This is a genomic window from Flagellimonas sp. S3867, from assembly GCF_014698935.1.
Classification (GTDB): domain Bacteria; phylum Bacteroidota; class Bacteroidia; order Flavobacteriales; family Flavobacteriaceae; genus Flagellimonas.
Map to the genome: position 1 here is coordinate 1385802 of NZ_JACVMN010000001.1, position 20732 is coordinate 1406533.

General features: G+C 38.3%; 12 protein-coding genes. 4 read left to right on the forward strand and 8 right to left on the reverse strand.

The window, feature by feature from the left end:
• Positions 1 to 27: 27 nt before the first annotated feature.
• Positions 28 to 426, reverse strand: a complete 399-nt coding sequence (locus tag IAG46_RS06250; protein WP_190809445.1) for a hypothetical protein — start codon at positions 424 to 426, stop codon at positions 28 to 30.
• 253 nt (positions 427 to 679) lie between these two features.
• Positions 680 to 1708 (reverse strand): LacI family DNA-binding transcriptional regulator, encoded by a 1029-nt coding sequence (locus tag IAG46_RS06255; protein ID WP_190809446.1) that lies wholly within the window; start codon positions 1706 to 1708, stop codon positions 680 to 682.
• A 207-nt stretch (positions 1709 to 1915) separates the two neighbouring features.
• Between IAG46_RS06255 and IAG46_RS06260 the strand changes: the two genes are divergently transcribed.
• The 3 genes from IAG46_RS06260 to IAG46_RS06270 all read left to right on the forward strand — a co-directional run bounded on the left by IAG46_RS06260 (position 1916) and on the right by IAG46_RS06270 (position 8009).
• The gene (locus IAG46_RS06260) at positions 1916 to 3583 is read left to right on the forward strand and encodes a sodium:solute symporter family protein (RefSeq protein ID WP_190809447.1); all 1668 of its coding nucleotides are present in this window, start codon (positions 1916 to 1918) and stop codon (positions 3581 to 3583) included.
• Between the two features lie 24 nt (positions 3584 to 3607).
• The gene (locus IAG46_RS06265) at positions 3608 to 5908 is read left to right on the forward strand and encodes an FAD-dependent oxidoreductase (protein WP_190809448.1); all 2301 of its coding nucleotides are present in this window, start codon (positions 3608 to 3610) and stop codon (positions 5906 to 5908) included.
• 160 nt (positions 5909 to 6068) lie between these two features.
• Complete coding sequence (locus tag IAG46_RS06270) at positions 6069 to 8009, forward strand: glycoside hydrolase family 3 protein (RefSeq protein ID WP_368668168.1); 1941 nt, start codon at positions 6069 to 6071, stop codon at positions 8007 to 8009.
• A gap of 81 nt (positions 8010 to 8090) precedes the next feature.
• On the opposite strand, the gene IAG46_RS06275 is transcribed toward IAG46_RS06270, so the two are convergent.
• From IAG46_RS06275 to IAG46_RS06300, 6 genes are read right to left on the reverse strand one after another with little or no spacing between them, the layout of a single operon-like run.
• Positions 8091 to 9008, reverse strand: a complete 918-nt coding sequence (locus IAG46_RS06275) for an alpha/beta hydrolase (RefSeq protein WP_190809449.1) — start codon at positions 9006 to 9008, stop codon at positions 8091 to 8093.
• Positions 9009 to 9034: 26 nt separating this feature from the next.
• Positions 9035 to 10585 carry an arylsulfatase gene (locus tag IAG46_RS06280; protein ID WP_190809450.1) on the reverse strand — a complete coding sequence of 517 codons (1551 nt, stop codon included), beginning with the start codon at positions 10583 to 10585 and terminating at the stop codon, positions 9035 to 9037.
• Positions 10586 to 10627: 42 nt separating this feature from the next.
• Positions 10628 to 12412, reverse strand: coding sequence for a hypothetical protein (locus tag IAG46_RS06285; protein ID WP_190809451.1), 1785 nt, complete (start codon positions 12410 to 12412; stop codon positions 10628 to 10630).
• A gap of 10 nt (positions 12413 to 12422) precedes the next feature.
• Entirely contained in the window at positions 12423 to 13616 is a 1194-nt protein-coding gene (locus tag IAG46_RS06290; RefSeq protein ID WP_190809452.1) for a DUF4249 domain-containing protein, read from the reverse strand.
• A gap of 3 nt (positions 13617 to 13619) precedes the next feature.
• Positions 13620 to 16415 (reverse strand): TonB-dependent receptor, encoded by a 2796-nt coding sequence (locus IAG46_RS06295; protein WP_190809453.1) that lies wholly within the window; start codon positions 16413 to 16415, stop codon positions 13620 to 13622.
• Positions 16405 to 17193, reverse strand: a complete 789-nt coding sequence (locus IAG46_RS06300; protein ID WP_190809454.1) for a hypothetical protein — start codon at positions 17191 to 17193, stop codon at positions 16405 to 16407. The genes IAG46_RS06295 and IAG46_RS06300 overlap by 11 nt, the downstream gene beginning before the upstream one ends.
• Before the next feature lie 604 nt (positions 17194 to 17797).
• Between IAG46_RS06300 and IAG46_RS06305 the strand changes: the two genes are divergently transcribed.
• Entirely contained in the window at positions 17798 to 20620 is a 2823-nt protein-coding gene (locus tag IAG46_RS06305) for a hypothetical protein (RefSeq protein ID WP_190809455.1), read from the forward strand.
• Positions 20621 to 20732 lie beyond the last annotated feature (112 nt).

The window sequence follows — 20732 nt, forward strand, 5'->3', positions numbered from 1 at the left end:
GGGCTAAAATGAATACTTCTGATTACTTTATGAAAGCCGAGGTGGTTGAAATAGCCCTTCAGAATGAAGGGAAGATAAAGACGCTTGATAGTAAAAATTTGCAAGGTCAGATTCTGAAAATTCAGGTCCCTTAAATTCTGCAATGAACGTATTTAAGGTAAAATCTGTTAGACAGGAAGTATGGGATTGATGTTGAAAAGGGAGCTCTTCATGTTCCTGCTTTTCTTCTTGGTGTTCTTTATCATGGTCAGCTTTTAGTTTGCCATAATGTTTGGAAATAAACACAATAACATTATCTCCGTATTGTTCGCTGTGAAATTGGGCATGTTCAACAAACTCATCAATTTGTACCAAATCATCAAAGTGCAACCCAAAACTTTGTAATAGGACTAAAAAAGATAACGATATTGAAAATAGTTTGTTCACTATCACAAAGTTAACAAATTGGTCGGGCGTTTTAAAGCCGTAAACAAAATTTAAGTTCACTTTAGCAAATAGATATAAAACAAGCCTATTATGAAACTTTATACATCTGCTAAACATCTGAATCTAAAAAATGTAGATTCATTATAGTTGAAATGAAAGCACACCTCCAAAGTGATGCAGGCCTTGCATTTTCAGAAAGGAACGCAATGGTTTTAGAACAATGCTGCCACGGTAACCACAACAAAAAAGACCTTTACTGATGTAATGGTCTTTTTTGTTTCACTGAAGATTCTCGTATGTTTAAAATACCATTTAGCATAATGGTATCGGACGATATAGCTTCATTATTAATTAATTTCATTAACATTTCGGCCGCTGCTTTTCCCATTTCAAATGTGGGTTGCTTAACACTACTTAATTTTGGAGAAACCAAATTCGCTATTTTCGTCTCCGTAAATCCGATTACACCAATATCTTTTGGTACCTCTATCTGATTTTGCTTTAAAACAGAAATTGTACTTAGTGCAACAAGATCATTAACACACATAAAGGCATCTGGCAAGTCATTCTGATCTATTAGCCGTTGAACTATAGCCATAGCTTCTTCTGATAAAATACCCGTTTCTATCACTTTGTAATTGTTTTTTGAAAAATTATGCTTTTCCATAGCCCTAATAAAACCATGAGTGCGATCTTTTGTTATCCCTAGATCATTGCTTCCCGATAAATGGTATATTCTTTTGTATCCTTGATAAATAAGATGTTCGGTCGCAAAAAAACTCCATTTCGCATTATTGAAAAGTACTTTTTTGGCTGGAAAATTTTGTTCAATTCGATTTAAAAACACGATGGGATACCCCGTGTTGATTTCATTAAGATAATAATCCAAATTACCGCTTTTAACTGAAGGGCATATTACCAAACCATCCATCATGTTTTGCATTAGAGTTTTAACGTTTTTCAGCTCTCTTTCAACTTTGTTGTCAGACTCCATTATTAGAACCTGATAACCAGTTTCGACCAAAACATCTTGAACACCCCTAATCACCTCCGAGTAGTATTCATTTATAAATTCCGGCACTACCACTCCAATGTTATAAGTTTTATTCCGGACTAATTTCTGAGCGATAGGGTTTGGGTAATAACCCATTTCCGTTGCTGTTTTCAAGATACGTTCCCGTGTTTCTTTTTTAATATCATGTGTATTATTGAAGGCTCTTGAAACGGACGAAATAGAAACGTTTAGTTTTTCAGCCACATCTTTTATGGTAACATTTTTCATTGGTCCGCCTTTGAATTAAAAATAGTGATTAATAAATGAAGTGTAATCCATAGTTATTGCTCGGTTTCGGAAACGTTTCCGATCATTTTAATGCTCTTTTTACTTGTTTTTTATACTCTTAGTTTGAAAACAAAAAATAATGGCATTTATTTATCTTATCATGTTTCAAGTTTCCTTGTTAAAACTCATGTGATATATCCATTTTAGATGAGCACAATCGACTACATCGTAATAGTAGTATTTTCTTTAGTCATAGTAGTGGCCGGATTGGCTTTTCGCAAAAGGGGGGCAGATATGAAATCATATTTTGCAGCTGGAGGCGCGGTTCCGTGGTCAATGAGCGGCTTATCACTATTTATGAGTTTTTTCTCTGCAGGCACCTTCGTAGTCTGGGGATCTATCGCCTATGAGCTCGGATGGGTCTCAATCACCATACAAGCGACCATGTGTATAAGTGGATTTCTGGTGGCTTATTTTATAGCGCCCGCCTGGAGAAAAACAAATAGCCTTACGGCTGCGGAGTTTGTTAGGGATAGATTGGGAGATAACGTTCAGAAATTTTTTACGTACCTAATATTAATACTGTCATTGGCATATGCCGGAGCTTTTTTATATCCGGTTGCCAAAATCATCAACGTATCGACCGGTTTTTCAATCAATGCGTGTGTTATTGTTTTGGGCGTATTGATTTTACTTTATACGGTCGTTGGTGGTCTGTGGGCGGTTATTATTACGGACGTACTACAATTTGTTATTCTTTCCGCATCTGTGATTATAGTGGTGTATCTGTCGCTTCAGGAAGTAGGGGGCTATGAACAATTTGTAGAAAAAGCGCCTGAGGACTTTTTTGATTGGACAAGTGGTGAGTATACCTGGTGGTTCATTATTGGAGTGACCATTTTCAACACTATTTTTATTGGTGGTAATTGGGCATATGTCCAACGATATACCAGTGTTAAAGACGCTAAAGATGCCAAAAAGGTAGGATTAACTTTTGGTTGGCTGTATTTGTTAAGTCCATTTTTATGGATGTTACCACCTATGATTTATAGGGTATTGAACCCTTCTTTGCCAGGTTTGGAAAATGAGGGAGCCTATTTACTGATATGTAAACAAGTACTACCATTGGGGATACTGGGACTAATGCTCGGAGGAATGGTCTTCGCTACGGCAAGCTCAGTAAATACAACTTTAAACCTTGCCGCTTCTGTCATAACCAATGATATTTATAAAGTATTGAGACCGAATGCTACAATCAAGCAAACTATGTACATGGCAAAACTCTCTACCATTTTATTTGGCTTCGGCACGATCATAGTGGCCCTATTGGTTCCGGCCGCGGGAGGTATTGTAAATGTGGTGTTAAGCGTTGGTGCAATAACAGGTTGTTCCTTGTACGGGCCTATAGTTTGGGTGATTTTTTCTAAAAGACATACAGGAAAATCTATTTTATGGATTACAATAATAAGTTTGTTTATCAACACAGTACTTAAGCTTTTTGCAGATGATCTATTGGGTGCGTCTTTATCAAGGGCCAATGAAATGCTTTTAGGATCCGTGTTACCATTATTTCTGTTAGGGGCATATGAACTATACGCTAAAGTTCAAAACAAACAAAGTTTGGATTATATGAAGTACTGTGAACTAAAAGCGATTGACACTATTGAAGAAAGTATTGATGTGGAACAAAATTCTTTTGGCTTTAAGGTACTCGCAACAACTTTGTTTGTCGTAAGCATCTTGATTATTATTCTAGCATTTCTGGCCAAAGAATCCAGAGTAATAGTTTTAGTTGTTGGCATATTAATCTTAATCATATCGGGTATTATTCATCCGGGAGTTAGAAAAAGAATTAGGCCGAATATACGTACATAAGTTTTTTAAAAACTAAGTAACAGAATGATCAAAAAAGGTTTCGAGCCGATCAGAGAGAATAAGCTTCTTAGGTTAAAAGCGGATCTAGTTGTTGTAGGAGGTGGATTAGCAGGCGTTTGTACAGCCGTAGTTGCCGCTAGGGAAGGCGTTAAGGTAATTTTGGTCCAAGATAGACCAGTACTTGGTGGCAATGCTTCCAGTGAGGTTAGACTCTGGGCTTTAGGAGCTACTTCATCGATGGGCAACAACAATCGATGGGCCAGAGAAGGAGGCTTAATCAATGAAATCTTATTGGATAATCTAAAACGCAATAGGGATGGAAACCCACTTATTTTTGATACCGTTCTACTAGAAAAAGTTCATGAAGAAAGCAATATAAAATTGTTGTTAAATACCGCAGTTTACGAGGTGCAAAAATCGAATGAAAAAACAATCAATAGTGTAAAAGCTTTTTGCAGCCAAAACTCGACTACCTACTTATTGAAAGCTCCATATTTCTGTGATTCTTCAGGGGACGGAATTGTGGCATTTCAAGCTGGTGCTTCATTTAGAATGGGAGCCGAAACACCAGAAGAGTTTGATGAAGGTTTCGCACCTAATATTGAAGATTATGGCAACCTGTTGGGACATTCTTTATATTTCTATACCAAAGACCTTGGCAAACCAGTTGAGTTCATAGCTCCCTCGTTTGCTATCGATAATGCCGGGGAGTTACCACGTATTCGCAACTACAGGTTAAACGAACATGGTTGTAATCTGTGGTGGGTAGAATACGGTGGAAGACTTGATACGATTCATCAATCTGAAGAAATTAAATTTGAGTTGTGGAAGGTGGTGTACGGTATTTGGGATTATGTAAAGAATAGTGGAAAGTATCCTGATGCTGAAAACCTGACATTAGAATGGGTTGGAACTATACCAGGAAAGAGAGAAAGCAGAAGATTCGAAGGGGATTATATGCTTACCCAAAAGGACATTGTCGAACAACGAGACCATTATGACCGAGTTGCTTTTGGTGGATGGGCAATGGATCTTCACCCCGCAGATGGTATTTACAGCGAACACAACTCCTGTACCCAGTGGCACACAAAAGGAATCTACTCTATACCTTATCGGTGCTATTACAGCAAAGATATTCAAAACCTTTTTTTGGCTGGTAGAATTATTAGTGCATCGCATGTTGCTTTTGGCTCTTCGCGTGTTATGCTTACATGTGCCCACGGAGCTCAGGCGGTAGGAAAGGCCGTAGCTTTATGTTTGAAAAACAAGTGGACTCCTCGTGATTTGGCAGCAAAAGATAAGATAAGGCTACTTCAACTCGCCTTAAATCGAGAAGGTCAAAGTATTCCAAGATTAAACCTTTCGGATTTAGAAGATTTGACAACAAAATCAAAAATATCCGCATCCTCGGAGTTAGAGTTGACTCAAATAAAGGAATCAGGTGATTGGAAACCGCTATTGTTTAATATGGCCCAAATACTTCCCTTGCAGGCTAAAAACATCTACAGATTTAGAATTAAGCTTAGAGCTGCAGACAATACCACAATTACTGTGGCATTAAGAACAAGTTCTAGAGAAACACATTTTACCCCAGACGTTGAAATTCAGTCTAAAACATTTGATTTGATAGAAGGTGAACAAGAAATTACGTTTATCAGTGATGAGCCCATAACTAAAGATAGCTATATCTATGTTTGTTTTATGAAAAATGAAAGGGTTGAAATTATGTTGTCAGATGAACGTTTTACAGGAATTATGACTGTTTTGCAAAAGGAAAATCGCCATGTTTCAAATTATGGTAGGCAAGAACCTCCAATGGAAATTGGAGTTGACACTTTTGATTTTTGGACCCCGGAAAAAATGCCGGCAGGAAAGAACATAGCACTAACCATAGAACCCGCTGTTCAGAATTTTTCTTCTATAAATATTAAGAACAATGATGTAAGACCAACTTCAGATGGATATTCCAACGTTTGGCTGGCCCAGTTAAACGATGAACATCCTCAACTAACATTAAGCTGGACGAAAAAACAAAAAATAAGTATGCTCCAGTTATTTTTTGATTGTGATTTTGACAATGCCCTACCCTCTGTATTTGTGACACATCCTACATCCGAAATTCCATATACGATAAAGGAATATAGAATTTATGACGATCACAAAAATCTTCTTTATCATAAGTTGGATAATTATCAAGCTATTAACAAGGTAATATTTGATAAACCAGCAATTACAGCAGAGCTGAATATTGTTTTTACCAAGAAAAATCTAAATATTCCCGTTGGGTTATTTAAAATCTCAGCATATTCCGAAAATTATCTTTGAAAGTTTTGGGTATAAATGAAAAATGCCTCATAAAATGAAGGTATTATTAGATTTTATTTACCTGCAAAATAAATGCTTTGCAAAGTTTCGCTGTCTTTGGACCATCATTTAAATTGTATTTTTAAAGTAATTATGGCCATAATGACTAAAAACTAAACAAGTGAACAAAGTATTCTTATACATCCTTGGATTCGTCATTTTTACAGGGTGCAAAAACTCTAAAACAAAGGATGGACAAGATCAAATGTCCTCTAATCTTTACCATAAATCTCAAGTAGTAATTGAAAAAGATGGCCGGACATTCAGGGATTTAAACAAGAATGAAAAAATGGATACCTATGAAGATATCCACCAATCCATAGATAATAGGGTTGAAGATCTACTTGGCCAGATGACCTTAGAGGAAAAAGCGGGGATGATGTTTATCAACGGAGTACCCGTTAGCACTGATGCCGTTCCTGACGGCAAGCAAGGTTTAAAGGGATTTGTCGCTACCCAGCCCCCAATAACCGAAAACATGAGTGCCAAGAAAATGACTCATTTTAACACATGGGATATTCCAGAAGATCTCAGCATTTTGGCCAAATGGTATAATAATGTTCAGCAGCTTGCCGAAAATACAAGGTTGGGTATCCCCATAACTATGGCTTCTGATCCTAGACATCATTTTAATGAAAAAAATACCGAGATAGCTTCTCTAGGTTTTACCCAGTTTTGTGAAATGCCCGGTTTTGCAGCCATTGGTGACGAAGATTTGGTAAGACAGTTCGCCAATATTGTTCGCAAAGAATTCATGGCAGTTGGATTCAGGGAATCTTTGAGCCCACAAATTGATTTGGCCACTGAACCACGCTGGGCTCGAATTAATGGCGGGTTTAGTGAAGACGCTTCATTGACTTCCCGCCTGACAAGCTCCTATATCGAAGGGTTACAAGGTGAAAAATTAACTAATGGAGTAGCTTGTATGACTAAACACTTCCCTGGAGGTGGGCCTCAAAAGGAAGGTTTAGACCCAGATTTTATATTCCACAAAGGACAAGTTTATCCGGGTGACAATTTTGATTATCATTTAATTCCTTTCGAAGCGGCTTTTGAGAGCAATACTGCAGGTGTTATGCCATATTATGGCGTCCCAATTGATCAGACCGAAGAAAATGTTGCCATGGGCTACAACAAAACAATTATTACAACATTATTGAGAGAAAAATACAATTATGATGGGGTAGTTTGCACCAATTGGGGGTTAATCACTGATATTCCCATGGGACCGGATGTAACATGGGAAGCTCGAGCTTGGGGTGTTGAACATTTAAGTGAAACAGAACGTGTATTAAAAGTCATAGAGGTAGGATGTGACCAATTTGGTGGAGAGAGTCGACCAGAATTGGTGGTACAGTTGGTGACTGAAGGTAAAATGACAGAAGAGAGAATCGATACATCCGTACGACGTTTGCTGAGGCAAAAATTTGAGTTGGGTCTGTTTGATAATCCCTTTGTGGATGAAATGAAAGTAACCGAAATCATTGGAGCTGAAAGTTCAAAAGTGTTGGGAGAAAAAACACAACAGATTTCCATGACCCTATTAAAGAACAAAAACTCAACCTTGCCCTTGGTCAAAAAAAAGCACAAGGTCTATATTAAAAATTTAGACAGCATTACAGTTGCTAAATATGCAGAAGTCGTTTCGTCACCAGAGGAAGCCGATTTTGCAATTTTAAGGTTAAATACACCATGGTATCCGGTTGAGACCAAAAACTTTATCGCTGCATCTTTTCACCATGGAGATTTAGATTTCAAAGGAGAGGAAAAAAAGGAAATTTTGAACTTGTTGAAAAAAGTTCCTACCATAGTGGACATCTATTTAGATAGACCCGCCGTTATTCCCGAGATTACGCAATCCGCAGTAGCGGTCATCGCCGATTTTGGAGCGAGCGATAAATCAGTATGCGAAATTCTTTTTGGAAATTCTGAACCCCAAGGAAAATTACCTTTTGAACTACCATCCTCAATGGAGGCCGTTAGAGACCAAAAAACTGACGTCCCATATGATAGCAAGAATCCATTATTCGAATTTGGGTTTGGATTAAAATATCAACAATAGTTTTGATTCCAATTCAAGTAAAAATCTTGTTCTGATTTATCATCTATACAAGTTGTAGTAAGGAACTTTAAAATCAAGCAACTAGTCAAAATTTCCTAACCAGTCCGTAAGTCTGTCCGTCCAAGATTGAAGATATCCTTGACCGATAGCCAAACTATATCCATGACCTCCTTCGGGATAAATATGCATTTCGGCATAAACACTGTTTTCTTTTAGAGATTGATAAAACAGCAAGCTATTTTCCACGGGAACCGCTTCGTCGTCTGTTGAATGGACCAAAAAGGTGGGTGGAGTGTTTTTATCAATATGTAATTCATTAGAATATTGATTTATCAATTTCTGCTGTGGGTTCTCCCCTATTAGATTGACTCTTGACCCCATATGGGTATGTGCAGGGTTCATGGTGATGACCGGATATATTAATATCATGAAGTTTGGTCGTGCACTTATTTGATCTAAATCATCTGATTTATCAGTAACCTCATCATTATAATGGGTGCCCAAGGTTGAGGCCAAATGACCCCCTGCGGAGAATCCCATTATTCCTATTTGTTCTTTTGCTATATTCCATTTTTCAGCATGGTAGCGCACAAGTCGTACTGCTCTTTGGGCATCTTGTAGTGGCGCTTTGCTTTTTTCAATCAAGGATTTTGAACCTGGCAATCGATATTTCAAAACAAATGCTGCTATTCCAATGGAATTTAACCATTTGGCCACATCCGTTCCTTCCCAGTCATAGGCCAATCCTTGATATCCTCCTCCAGGACATATTATAATTGCTTTGCCTGTCGCATTTCTTTTACTGGGTAAGAAAATTTGCAAACTAGGTTCCTGAACGTTCTCAATCCAGAGTATATCGTCATTGTTATGAGATTCTTTCTCGTTGCTTTCCCTCTGGTTTGGAATTCCGTTTGGCCACAAAGGCATAAGGTCATCCTGCCCAAAACTATTTGTTACTCCAATCAACATAATAAAAACGGATATCGCATATTTTTTCATCCTTTTAAAATATCTAAAATATTTGATTACTTAAGTTCCAATTGTTCAATGTTATCTGATTTTGTGCCTCGAATTTTTTCGAAAGTCGCTATCATTTCAGCTAACTTATCGGGATGACTTTCGGCCAAATTGTGTTTTTGATCCAAATCGTCCTTTAGGTTATAAAGTTGATATTCTTTGCTGTTTCCCAATTCAATATTGACATGTGCATTGATAGCCGGTCCGTCATAGGGTGGAATCAAGGCCCAATCTCCTTTTCGAAGTGCTGTTCTGGTTGAGGCTTCAAGAATCAGTTCTTCTCGACCACGGTTGCTTTTTCCCAATAGTACGTCCAGCAACTCCTGGCTATCTTGTGATTGAATATCACTTTGCACTAATTTGGAAAGCGACGCCAACAAATCTACTTGGCTAACCATGGCATCAGAGGTTCCAGGTTTGATCTTTCCTTTCCAATATGTAACAAAGGGAACTCGTGTTCCTGCTTCAAAAAGACTGTATTTGCCTCCTCGTAATTCACCAGCAGGCTTATGATTTCCCAATTTTTCGACGGATTCATCATAGTATCCATCATTAACCACCGGACCATTGTCACTAGAGAAAATAATCAACGTATTTTCCAGCAAGCCTTCTTCTTCCATGGTCTTTATGAACTCCCCAACACACCAATCGGCTTCAACAATTACATCTCCACGTGGGCCCATTCCGCTAGACCCCACAAATCTAGGATGTGGTGTTCTTGGAACATGCGGCTGCTGTAAGGCATAGTATAGAAAAAATGGCTTGTCTTTGTTCTCCTTAATATAACGTTGGGCTTCAACTAAAAAGGTGTCGGCCATGTCCTCATCTATCCATTTGGCTGCTTCTCCACCTTTCATAAAACCAATTCTTGAAATACCGTTCACAATGCTATTGTAATGTCCATGGTGCCATTTCATTTTAAGCATTTCGGGGTTATCCATTCCCGTTGGTTCACCTGGAAAGTTCTTTTCATAATCTATTTCGATGGGGTCATTGGGATCAAGGTTCACAACTCCTCCATTTTCAATATAAACGGTAGGTACTCTATCTTGGGTAGCCGCCATAATGTAACTATGGTCAAATCCGATTTCGTTTGGGCCCGGATTTACTCTTTGGTTCCAGTTTACATTTCCGCTGCCAAGTCCCAAGTGCCATTTTCCAACGATTCCTGTTTTGTACCCCTTTTGCTTTAGCATTTTTGGGATGGTCATTTGAGTGGTGTCAATAATCAAAGGTGCCGTACCAGGCAATATTTTAGCACTTTTATTGCGCCAAGGATAAACTCCTGTTAAAAGGGCATATCGGCTTGGGGTACAGGTCGCTGATGAAGCATAACCATTGGTAAATCGCATTCCGCCATTGGCTAATTTGTCCAGATTAGGGGTTTTAAGTTCGGTTGCACCATAAGCCCCAAGTTCTCCATAGCCCAAATCATCTGCATAAATAACAACTATATTAGGTGTGGGTGTAGCTTGTTGTTCTGTTGATTCGGGCTCCTTTTTTTCTGTTTTACAAGCGAAAAAAATAAACAAGGTAGCAAATAGGATGTTTTTGTTCATGTTGGCTATTATAGATAGTAAAAATTCAATTGGTACTTTGATTTATTTGACTTTTATGGTTTCCCGAAGTGATACTGGAATTCCATCCAATGTAAAGCCTTGTAGGACGATTTCGAAATCGCCCACATTATCACTTGTATAAAATTTAATATGGGTTCGGTCTTCTTCTACTCTCAGGTTGGGTTGCCACAACAGTTGATATCTGAAATCAGGGTATTTCCTTTGCACTTCTGTGACTCCCGCTCCATATCCCTGAAAGAAATATCTTTTTTTAGGTAATGGCGCCATCAAAGTCTCGCTATGAATGGATTCATTTTCAGATGGTCTAAAATTCTGGTCGCTTATTGAAATTGATAAGATTCCATGGTATACCTGTGGACCCACATAGTATTTGTTGCGGGAAACAGCTATGCGCTCAATTTTCTTAACGTCGTATTCCATAAGACTATTGATGTCTTGTACAAAAAACCCGTCCACAAATACCAACGGAACTTCGTTTGAAGCAACAAAAAAGGACTCTGTTCCCCTAATCTGAATTTTATGATTGTCTTTTTCCTTTTTTATCCAAACATTATCCAAAATCTCAACAATAGTTTCCTTCAGCGTAGAAAATCGCTGGTAATCATTTAAAATATATGTTTCTTCCAGGTTATTGAGAAATTCATTCTCAGTGTTTTGCGTTAAAGTACTGTCCATTCTTTTATGAAAATAGGCGCTTTCAATTTGATTGTGCACACTCCTCTTCAAAATGGTTTTGGCCATTTCTGCTGAAATCTTAAGTTTTTTAAAAGTAAGGTCGCTATAATTGATTGGATCGGATTCATCAATTGTTATTCGTTTATTGTTAAAATTATCCTCTAAGATCAATACCTGCGCTTCACTATTTCTATCTGCTTCATCGATGTTAACAAAGAACCTTCCATTTGTATCTGTGATGGCAGTTTTGATAACTGGATAATTTTTGGAAAGTGAGATTGCTATTTTTTGGTTGGGTTGCGGAATTCCTTCTTCCTTGGACACCACTGTTCCTGTTATCAATTCTCCACGCAATTCTGGCAGAAAAATGTAGTCACCGGGTTTCGTTTTGTTCAATCCCTCTTTGGTATTGAGTTTTACTTGCTCTGGATTTGGAGGTGAAAATCGGTGTAATGAATCCAGTTTCCGGACGGAAAGGGAAAAATTTCCTTTTACTAGGGGTTGGTGATCTCCCCTAATTTCAAGATTAACCAATTCACGTTTATGATATATCTTTTTTGAAAGAACCATCTGAACATAATCGCGTCCAGATTGCTTGGAAAGATTTGCCATTGGGGTTTTTCCTTTTGGTATTGGTGCAATTGAATCTGCCGATTGGATTACCTCGGAAAGTAGTATGGTCCTATCTAATTCTTGGTAAGGATTAACTATGGCTATATCGGCGTAAAAGAAATCCTCTTGTCCCATATTTCGCATCCACTGGGTATATCCAATCAGTTTATAGCTGCCGGAGGGTGTTGCGGTTGGAATAAAGAACTCGCCTTGACCTTGTCCCGAAGAAAGTTTGACCTTATGTTTGAATACTATCTGGCCATCACTCCCCACTAATTGCACGTAAGCTATTTTACTAATAGCACTTTGGGTGCCATTTTGGGCATCTAAACAATAGATTTTATAGTACAGATATTCTCCTGAGAGTAGAAAAGTGTCATTGAAATGAAGGTATATACGTTCTTTGGAAATAGATTGATAGCCCTCCTGTTCATCAGCGGTTTTTATTTGATATTGAGCGCTAATGGAATTATAAGTTCCCATAGATATCAATAAAAATAAGACTATCCTTCTTATCATTTTACTTGGTTTATTCCTCCCAAAAATCAGGTTCTACATTAGTGCCCAACGCCGTGCAATCGCCACAGACCCTAGGTTGGATAATATAAGTGACAGATCCATCCCCATTATCGAGAAAACCTGCAAGGCTTACCGATTGAGCTTTCACCGCTTGACCCAATACCTCACTATTTGTTGCAAGTGATCTGCGACATTCATCAACAAAGGGAGGTAATGCTTCTTCCGGAAAAAAATCGACATAATTAAAAAAAACTCTTCTTTCTGAAACCGACGATACTTCAAAAATACCAACAACCCTTTCATCGGAGCCATCTTCCGGAAAAATGTTCCCAATGATAAATCCAGGTTGTATCTGTGAAAATATACTCTCAGATTCTGAAAATTCATTTAATTGTTCATAAAACTCATAAGTATCCTCATTCAGTACAAATTGTCTTACCAATATACTGTAGCGGTGAGAAATGATAAAATTATCCGCAGCTAAAAACCTCACCGCAAAACTGGTTATCCGATCTTCACTCGAATCTGTAGTTTTGGTAAGGATTATGCTATTGGATTTTTCAGTGGCAAAACACACTCTTTTCTCTTCGGTATGTAGTGCATCTGTTGCTATCGGAGGATCTTCATTTGCAAGTACCAATTCCCATGGCCTCCATTCAGGAGCTATTACTTTATAGGTCTCTTCGTACTTATATCTGTAATACACCGAATTTCCGGTTGGATCAAAGCTATCCACATTTATGTTAACCCCATCTATGCCTGTATCCGTCTGGGTCAATTCAGCATAAACATTGTCAATCTGTGTTGCCTGTGGCAATTGGATTGATTTTGAACGATAATTCTTTCCTTCAGCGGTTGTAATTCTTAATTCGTATGCATTATTGGATTGGGCGGCAAAGGCCATATCTGATTTGTACCTTCCAGGTGCTATTTCAGTAAACGTATATGTTTGCTGATTGTCAACTTCAACACTCAGGTTAGCAGAACGCTCAGGAATAGGTTCCTCAGTGTCCGATTGTGAAGAACGGCTCAACAATATTTCATGGTTCTTGAGCTCGTTGGTAATTGTTGCATCGACCACAAGCACACTGTCTGAACCTGAAACATCAATAAACAATGGTTCGGTACATCCATACAAAAGAACCACAACAAGCCATATAACCCACGTTGCAAATTTTCTAATATGTAGACTGGAATGGGTCATTTGTTAGAACTTAAAATTATATGTTATGGTCGGTATTGGAATTGAAAATATGGAACTTTGATAGGCTTGTAACTTCCCATTTTCAGTAATAAAAAACACCGAATACGGGTTATTTCTTCCCAAAACGTTATAAATGGATATGTTCCAAAAGCTATGGGCAAATTTTTTGATTTTATGATTCCCTTCTATGTTAAAACTTAAATCCAATCGATAGAAGTCGGGAATTCGGAACTTGTTTCTGTCGCTAAAAAGAGGAAACTCCGCTCCGTCCAAAAAATATGTCCCGATTGGGAAAGTAACGGGTCTTCCAGTCTGATAAACAAAGTTGGCAGATAGGCTAAACCGCTTGGTGAACTTATAATTTGTCACCAAGCTAAAGTCGTGAGGTTTATCAAAATTGGAAGGAAAATATTCTCCATTGTTCACTTGTTCTTCAATGAATTGACTTTCCAGCTTTGTAAATGTTCTTGAATACGTATATCCAAGCCATCCATTCAACCTGCCTTCGTTCTTTTTTAACAAGAATTCTACACCATATGCTTTTCCCTCGCCCTGTAATACTTCTGTCTCAATAGATTCATTCAACAACAACTGTGCACCAACCTTGTAATCCAAAAGGTTTTTCGATTTTTTATAATATCCCTCAAGACTTACCTCATAGTTACTTTCATCAAAATTCTTAAATAGTCCGAGTGAAAATTGTTCAGCCCTTTGTGGTTCAACATTCAAATCAGATAGTTTCCAGGTATCCGTGGGTGAAACTGTGGTATTGTTCGAAAGGGTATGTATATATTGATAGGTGTTGTTGTATCCGGCCTTAACCGAAAAATCAGGCAACAAGAAATATCTTCCTGAGACCCTTCCTTCCAACCCCCCATAGGTTTTTATAATTTCATTGGCACCAAATTCTCGAACCTCCAGCAATGTGCCCTCACTTTTTGGTAAATTTTCATCGTAAATAGGTTGCGAAGATTCTCCCAAGGCGGCAAACAATGAATACCTCAACCCAATATCAAGTGAGAGATTCTCACTTACCTTAAGATTGTCTGAAACAAAAACCGCTGATTCCAGGCCCTTTTCCTTTTGTATTTCCAAAGGTTCTATTATGGAACTCGAACCCAAAGGGTCCATATATCCTGGATCTACATTGTATAATTTTCCGGAAATACCGTAATTAATATTATGGGAGTTATTAAAAACGCTCAAAACTTTGGCTTTCAGCTCCGTTTCGTTGATTCTATACCCCAAATCGAAATTCTTATCTGCATCTCCATCAAACTCAATGTTAAAGTCGTATTGACTATTGGAAAGGGATATGCCCAAGGTGTTCTTTTCATTTATCTGATGGTTCCATTTTATAGCAAAAAGTCTGTTTTTATAACTGTAAATAGAGTCAGACGTAATACTAAAGGCATCACGGCTGAGGTAGGCAGTAGCCTCAAGGCTATTGTTTTCATTTAATTTGTCGTTGTATTTGGCAATTATGTCAAAAAAAGAGGCTTCACTATTTTTTAATTCTTCATCATCCAATGAACGTAAAATCCAATTGGAATACGTTGTACGTCCTCCGATTAAAATTCCCGATTTGTTCTTTATAATGGGTATTTCAACACTAAGGTTGCTGGTCACAGGGCCTATTGCTGCCTCACCAGTGAATTTTTCAGTGTTTGCTTCTTTGGTTCCAATATCAAAAACCGAGGACAGCCTACCACCGTATTCCGAAGGAATATTTCCTTTGTAAATGGTTACATTACCTGTGACAAAAGGGTTCAGAGCGGAAAAGATACCAAAGAAATGACTTGGATTATAGATGACCGCTTTATCCAATAAAAACAGGTTTTGGTCCGTTCGCCCTCCCCTAACGTTGTACCCTGAGGAACCTTCTCCTGCATTTGTTATTCCAGGAAGCGTAATTGCGGTTTTAAGAATGTCCCTTTCACCAAGTACCAACGGAATAGTTTTTATTTCGGCTACATCAAGTTCGACAACTCCAGCAATTACATTTTCCACATTCTGGATTCGATTGCTCTCTACAACAACTTCATCCAACTGTTCAGCACTATCCGTTAAATCGAAATCTAATCGACCATCGTTGTACATGATTATTTTTTTTCGCGAAGTCTCAATACCTATCGCCTGGGCTTGAATAATGTTTATCCCCGGAGGTAATTCAATTTCATAATATCCATTAGCGTTGGTTACGGTTCCCAATGATAATTGTTCAACCACAATCGCTAGATTCGGGATGGGTTCTCCCGTATTGGCATTCTTTACTATTCCGCTCAGTTTATATTCATCTTGCTTAACACCCCTACGTTGTCTTCCAATACGAACAATATCAAGTTCTGTTTCCTGTTGCTCCTTTTCTTCCAAGAATGGTGGTGGTTCTTCAATGGGTAGTGAAGAAATTGATAATGAATCTGATTTTTTTTCGTTTTCGCGATCAAGAAAACCAAAACTTTGAGGCAACTTATCCTGAATCACCACATTGGAGGTCAGTATAATTGTTTGTGTATCGAGCACATGAAAATTGATTACAGTATTTTTAAATATCTCGGTTAATATTTTAGTAACCGGGGTACTACGGAAATCACCGGATATCAACTCCGCCCCCAGCCCTTGTTCATCATAATAGAACTCATAACCAGATTCTTCCTCAATCTGCAAGAGCACCTCTTTTCTGGTTTTATTTTCATAACTAATAGTTATGTTCTGCTTGGTTGTCTGTGCCCATGACCATTGGCATAACATAAAGACCAAACCCAGATTCCCCCAAAAAAATATACCCCTATTCTTCATCCTTGGTATGGCTTAACTGTTCATGAAGGAAGTCGATCAAGGTGTCTATGGAGGTATCGTCAATCAATTTTGCGCCTTTCAAGGATTGATCGATAACCATTTTCAGGTCATCTGAATATTCAGGAAATATTAATCCAATGTCCTTTGTTTTTTTAAGGATGAAAAGTTCATTTTTATATTCAAGCACAAACCCGGGTTCTAAATCTTTAAACTCATCATAGCTTATGGAATTACCCAGATTATTTAGCAACCTTTTATGATGTTTTTTTAAAACACTAAAAAAAGGAGTTGTTCGGTAAATTTCATAGAACCCCGGTGAAACTTCACTTTCAGCGCTCCTTGGAGTAATATTCTTGAATGTATGGTTTTCTATGACAAAACTATCTATATGCTCTTTTCGTAAAATCAGTGGTTTTCCACCTAACCTGTTTTTAACTTGAACGATGAGGTTATCTTCGTAAACGTCATATTTTAAATTGAGGTTGAAATATGGTTGGTTGTTGAAATAAACCACACCCTGTCTAAATTCTGGGGAAATAAAAAACTTGGTTTGAGTACTTTTTGAGCGATGTTTTTCCAGATAAACTTGCCCGTAATGCAATTCTGAACTTTCTACTCCAGTGATATTGTCAAACCAATTGTGAACGAACACATTTTTTTGTAAATGTTGGGCGTCAATGGATTGGAACACCAACAGCGCAAAACAAAAATACAGCCATGAAAACTTAAGGTTTTCATCGACGAATAACGCTGAAGATGTTTTTATGTAACTCTTCATTATAAAAAGGGTAAAAGCATAGCCAGCTTCGAAATCAAGTAAGAAAGGTAGAGATAAATGTAGTTCTTATCTCCTTCACTAACAAATCTAAATAGTTATAAAAATTTAAATGCCAAAAGACGAAACAAGCACAAAACTATAGGGATAAATAACCAGTAGCTTTATAAAATCAGAAGCAATTTCCCCTTCAAAACTTATATAAAGAAGCAGATACTGCGGACTCAAACATCAGAATTAGACCACAAATCACAATACAAGTCTACTTTTAGCAAAAAAAGTATCAGGGTCGGTTTAAGTTTTTGTAGATACTTAACGCCCACTGACCTAAATTAGTTTCACCTAAATAACCAACCCTTCTTTTAGAAGTTGGTTTGAACCAATAATAACCAAACTACCAAGCAAGAGGGTGGATTCAAAATTTACAAAAGTCATTTCAATCGTATTCAATGGATTGAAATGGCTTTGAATCCATTTGTAAAGAGGTTGTCTGCTGAAATCTATTATTATCACATTGCTAAGGTTCTTCAAAAATCTTAAGATGTATAATTTCTGCATAAAATAATTCTATCAAAAATCGATTAGCAAAGTCCTCAGTCAACACCTTATGAAAATCACGAAACATTTTTCCATTTCGCTAGTAATAGTCATGTGCTATTTCAACTTACAGACTGCTTTGGCGCAGACGGATTGGCTAATAGATGGCTCATCCTATACCACAGAAATGAAACAAACGGACAAAACACTTGAAATGTCCAATGGACTTATCAGAAGAGTTTTCCGAATAGCCCCAAATGCAGCAACGGTGAGGTTGGATAATTTAGTAACAGGTGAATCACTCCTTCGAGGAGTTAAACCTGAAGCCATTGTTAAGTTCAATGGGGTAAACTACGAAGTAGGAGGCTTAAAAGGACAGCCCAATTATGCATTTCTTAAACCTGAATGGTTAGATAAAATGACCGTAAATCCTGCTTCCATGCAATATACGGGGTATGAAGTTAGTGAACCTCAAGCGCCTTTTCAATGGAAACGAGTTCGGAACTATACCAAAGGCTCCAACTGGCCTCCCAAAGGCAAACATTTGCGAATGGATTACCAAATGCCGGAGCCTCAAAACCTAATTACCGGCCAAGCTCTGCTTCCAAGTTCATACGGGAGGAATACTTTATATTATACCGACTTTAATTCCCTCGACAATCTTTGGAAAACCACATATTCTGAAGCTCACGAACGTTCGTCTTTTCAAAATGAAGGTAAAATTGGAGAAATATTCACTCCAGCCAATACGGCGGTGTATGTAGAAAAAAAATTGGCCGCTAATACAAATATTATTGAAGCCACTTTTAATGTTGGAACGGATAAGAGCAAGGAATATGGCCCAGGAATCACCTTGGTATGGCCCAACAAAACAATGAAATTTTATCTGCGTCCAGGTGGCAATAATTACGACGATGGAGTCGCCATGTTTGGGCTTTGGGATGGTCAAAATGAAAACAAAGCTGCTGGTGGACGCCAGGCATTAGATCTTACCAAACCTTGGAAGCTTCGTTATAGAATCACTGACCAGAACGTATTTTGTGAGGCAAAACCGGAAGATGGTGATTGGTTGACAATCGAAAAACTCAGTTCTTTTGATATCATGCCTTCCCATGTGCGCATTGGAAAAACCAATGCGCAGGGAGAGGGAATTGACCATAAAACCCAGCAGGGAGAGCTAATCAGAATGCAGGTCATCAATTATACTGAATATGGAAGTCTTTCGCAAAACAGCAAAGCAGGATTCAAGAAAGACGCAATAACCCTGTCTGTTCATTATGAACTTTATGATGGAATTCCCGTTATGGCCAAATGGCTCACCATCAAAAACAACAGTGATGAAGATATCACCGTGGATAAATTTATCAGTGAGATTATTGCGGCTGTGGAATACGGAGCGGCAGTGGAAACCCGTAAATTCAACGTACCCAGTCCCAACATTCATGTGGAAACCGATTATGCCTTTTCAAGTTTTAATGTTGAAGACGCCAACCACCATGCTGTACGTTGGTTGCCCGATCCGGATTATCAAACTCAGGTCAATTACCTACGAGTCACTCCATGCTTACTTAATGTAGGACCGGAAATTGGCCCTGCCAAAACTATTGCTCCCGGTGAAACCTTTAAGACCTTCAGAACCTTTGTTATGCCAAACGACAGTTATGATAGGGAAAGAAATGGTATGGCATTGCGAAGAATGTATCGCACCCTGGCACCATGGACCACCGAGAACCCTCTGATGATGCATGCCAGATTTGCCGATTGGGAACGAGTAAAAACTGCAATTGACCAGGCAGCCGAAGCGGGATTTGAAATGGTCATTCTAACTTTTGGAAGTGGGTTCAATATCGAAGACGACAGTCAGGAATATCTATCCAAAATGAAAAAGTATTCCGATTACGCCAAAAGTAAAGGTGTTGAAATTGGCGGCTACTCCCTCCTCGCCTCGCGCAGAATAGGTGGTGGACATGATGTGGAAATGCCTCCGGGACAGCGCCCAACCTTTGGCAACTCACCCTGCATTGAAAGTCACTGGGGACAGGATTATTTTAAAAAACTGTATAATTTCTATAGGAAAACAGGTTTTTCCTTACTTGAACATGACGGTTCTTATCCAGGTGATGTCTGTGCTTCAAAAGATCATCCAGGACACAAAGGGTTAAACGATTCCCGATGGGAACAGTACGAAACCATTTCACAATTCTATCAATGGTGCAGGGCAAATGGAATTTATCTCAATATTCCAGACTATTATTATATGACCGGGGGTAACAAATGCGGAATGGGATACCGAGAAGTAAACTGGAGTCTACCCCGAAACCAACAAGTCATCCATACTAGACAAAATATTTATGATGGAGCATGGCAAAAAACACCTTCCATGGGATGGATGTTTGTGCCCCTAACCGAATATCACGGAGGAGGTGCTGCCGCCACCATTGAACCTCTAAAAGAACATCTTTCACATTATGAAATGATGATGGTAAGCAATCTTGGCGGTGGGGTACAAGCATGTTATCGAGGACCAAGGCTATATGATTCCGAAGAAACCAAATCCATGGTTTCACGAGTGGTCAATTGGTTTAAAAAACACCGGGAGGTACTTGAAGGTGATATTATTCATCTTCGAAGGGCCGATGGCCGGGATATAGATTATTGGCTGAGTGTAAATCCGCAGGGAGAAGAAAAAGGAATGTTGATGGTCTACAATCCCACCAATACCAAAATCACAAAGACCATTAAAGTTCCGTTGTATTATACCGGACTTTCCGATAGTGTTGCAGTACAGATAGAGGAGAAAGGGGTAGAAAGCTATTCCTTGGAGCGAGATTATTCCATTTTGTTGGAAATTACGATTCAGCCTAATAGTTATACCTGGGCAGTATTCAAGTAAATAAGACTGAATATCAACATTATCAACAAACATTTAGATCAAATTATGTTATCGTACACATTTACAGGATACTTTTTCATATCTTGGACAAAATGCACAATGATCACAAATA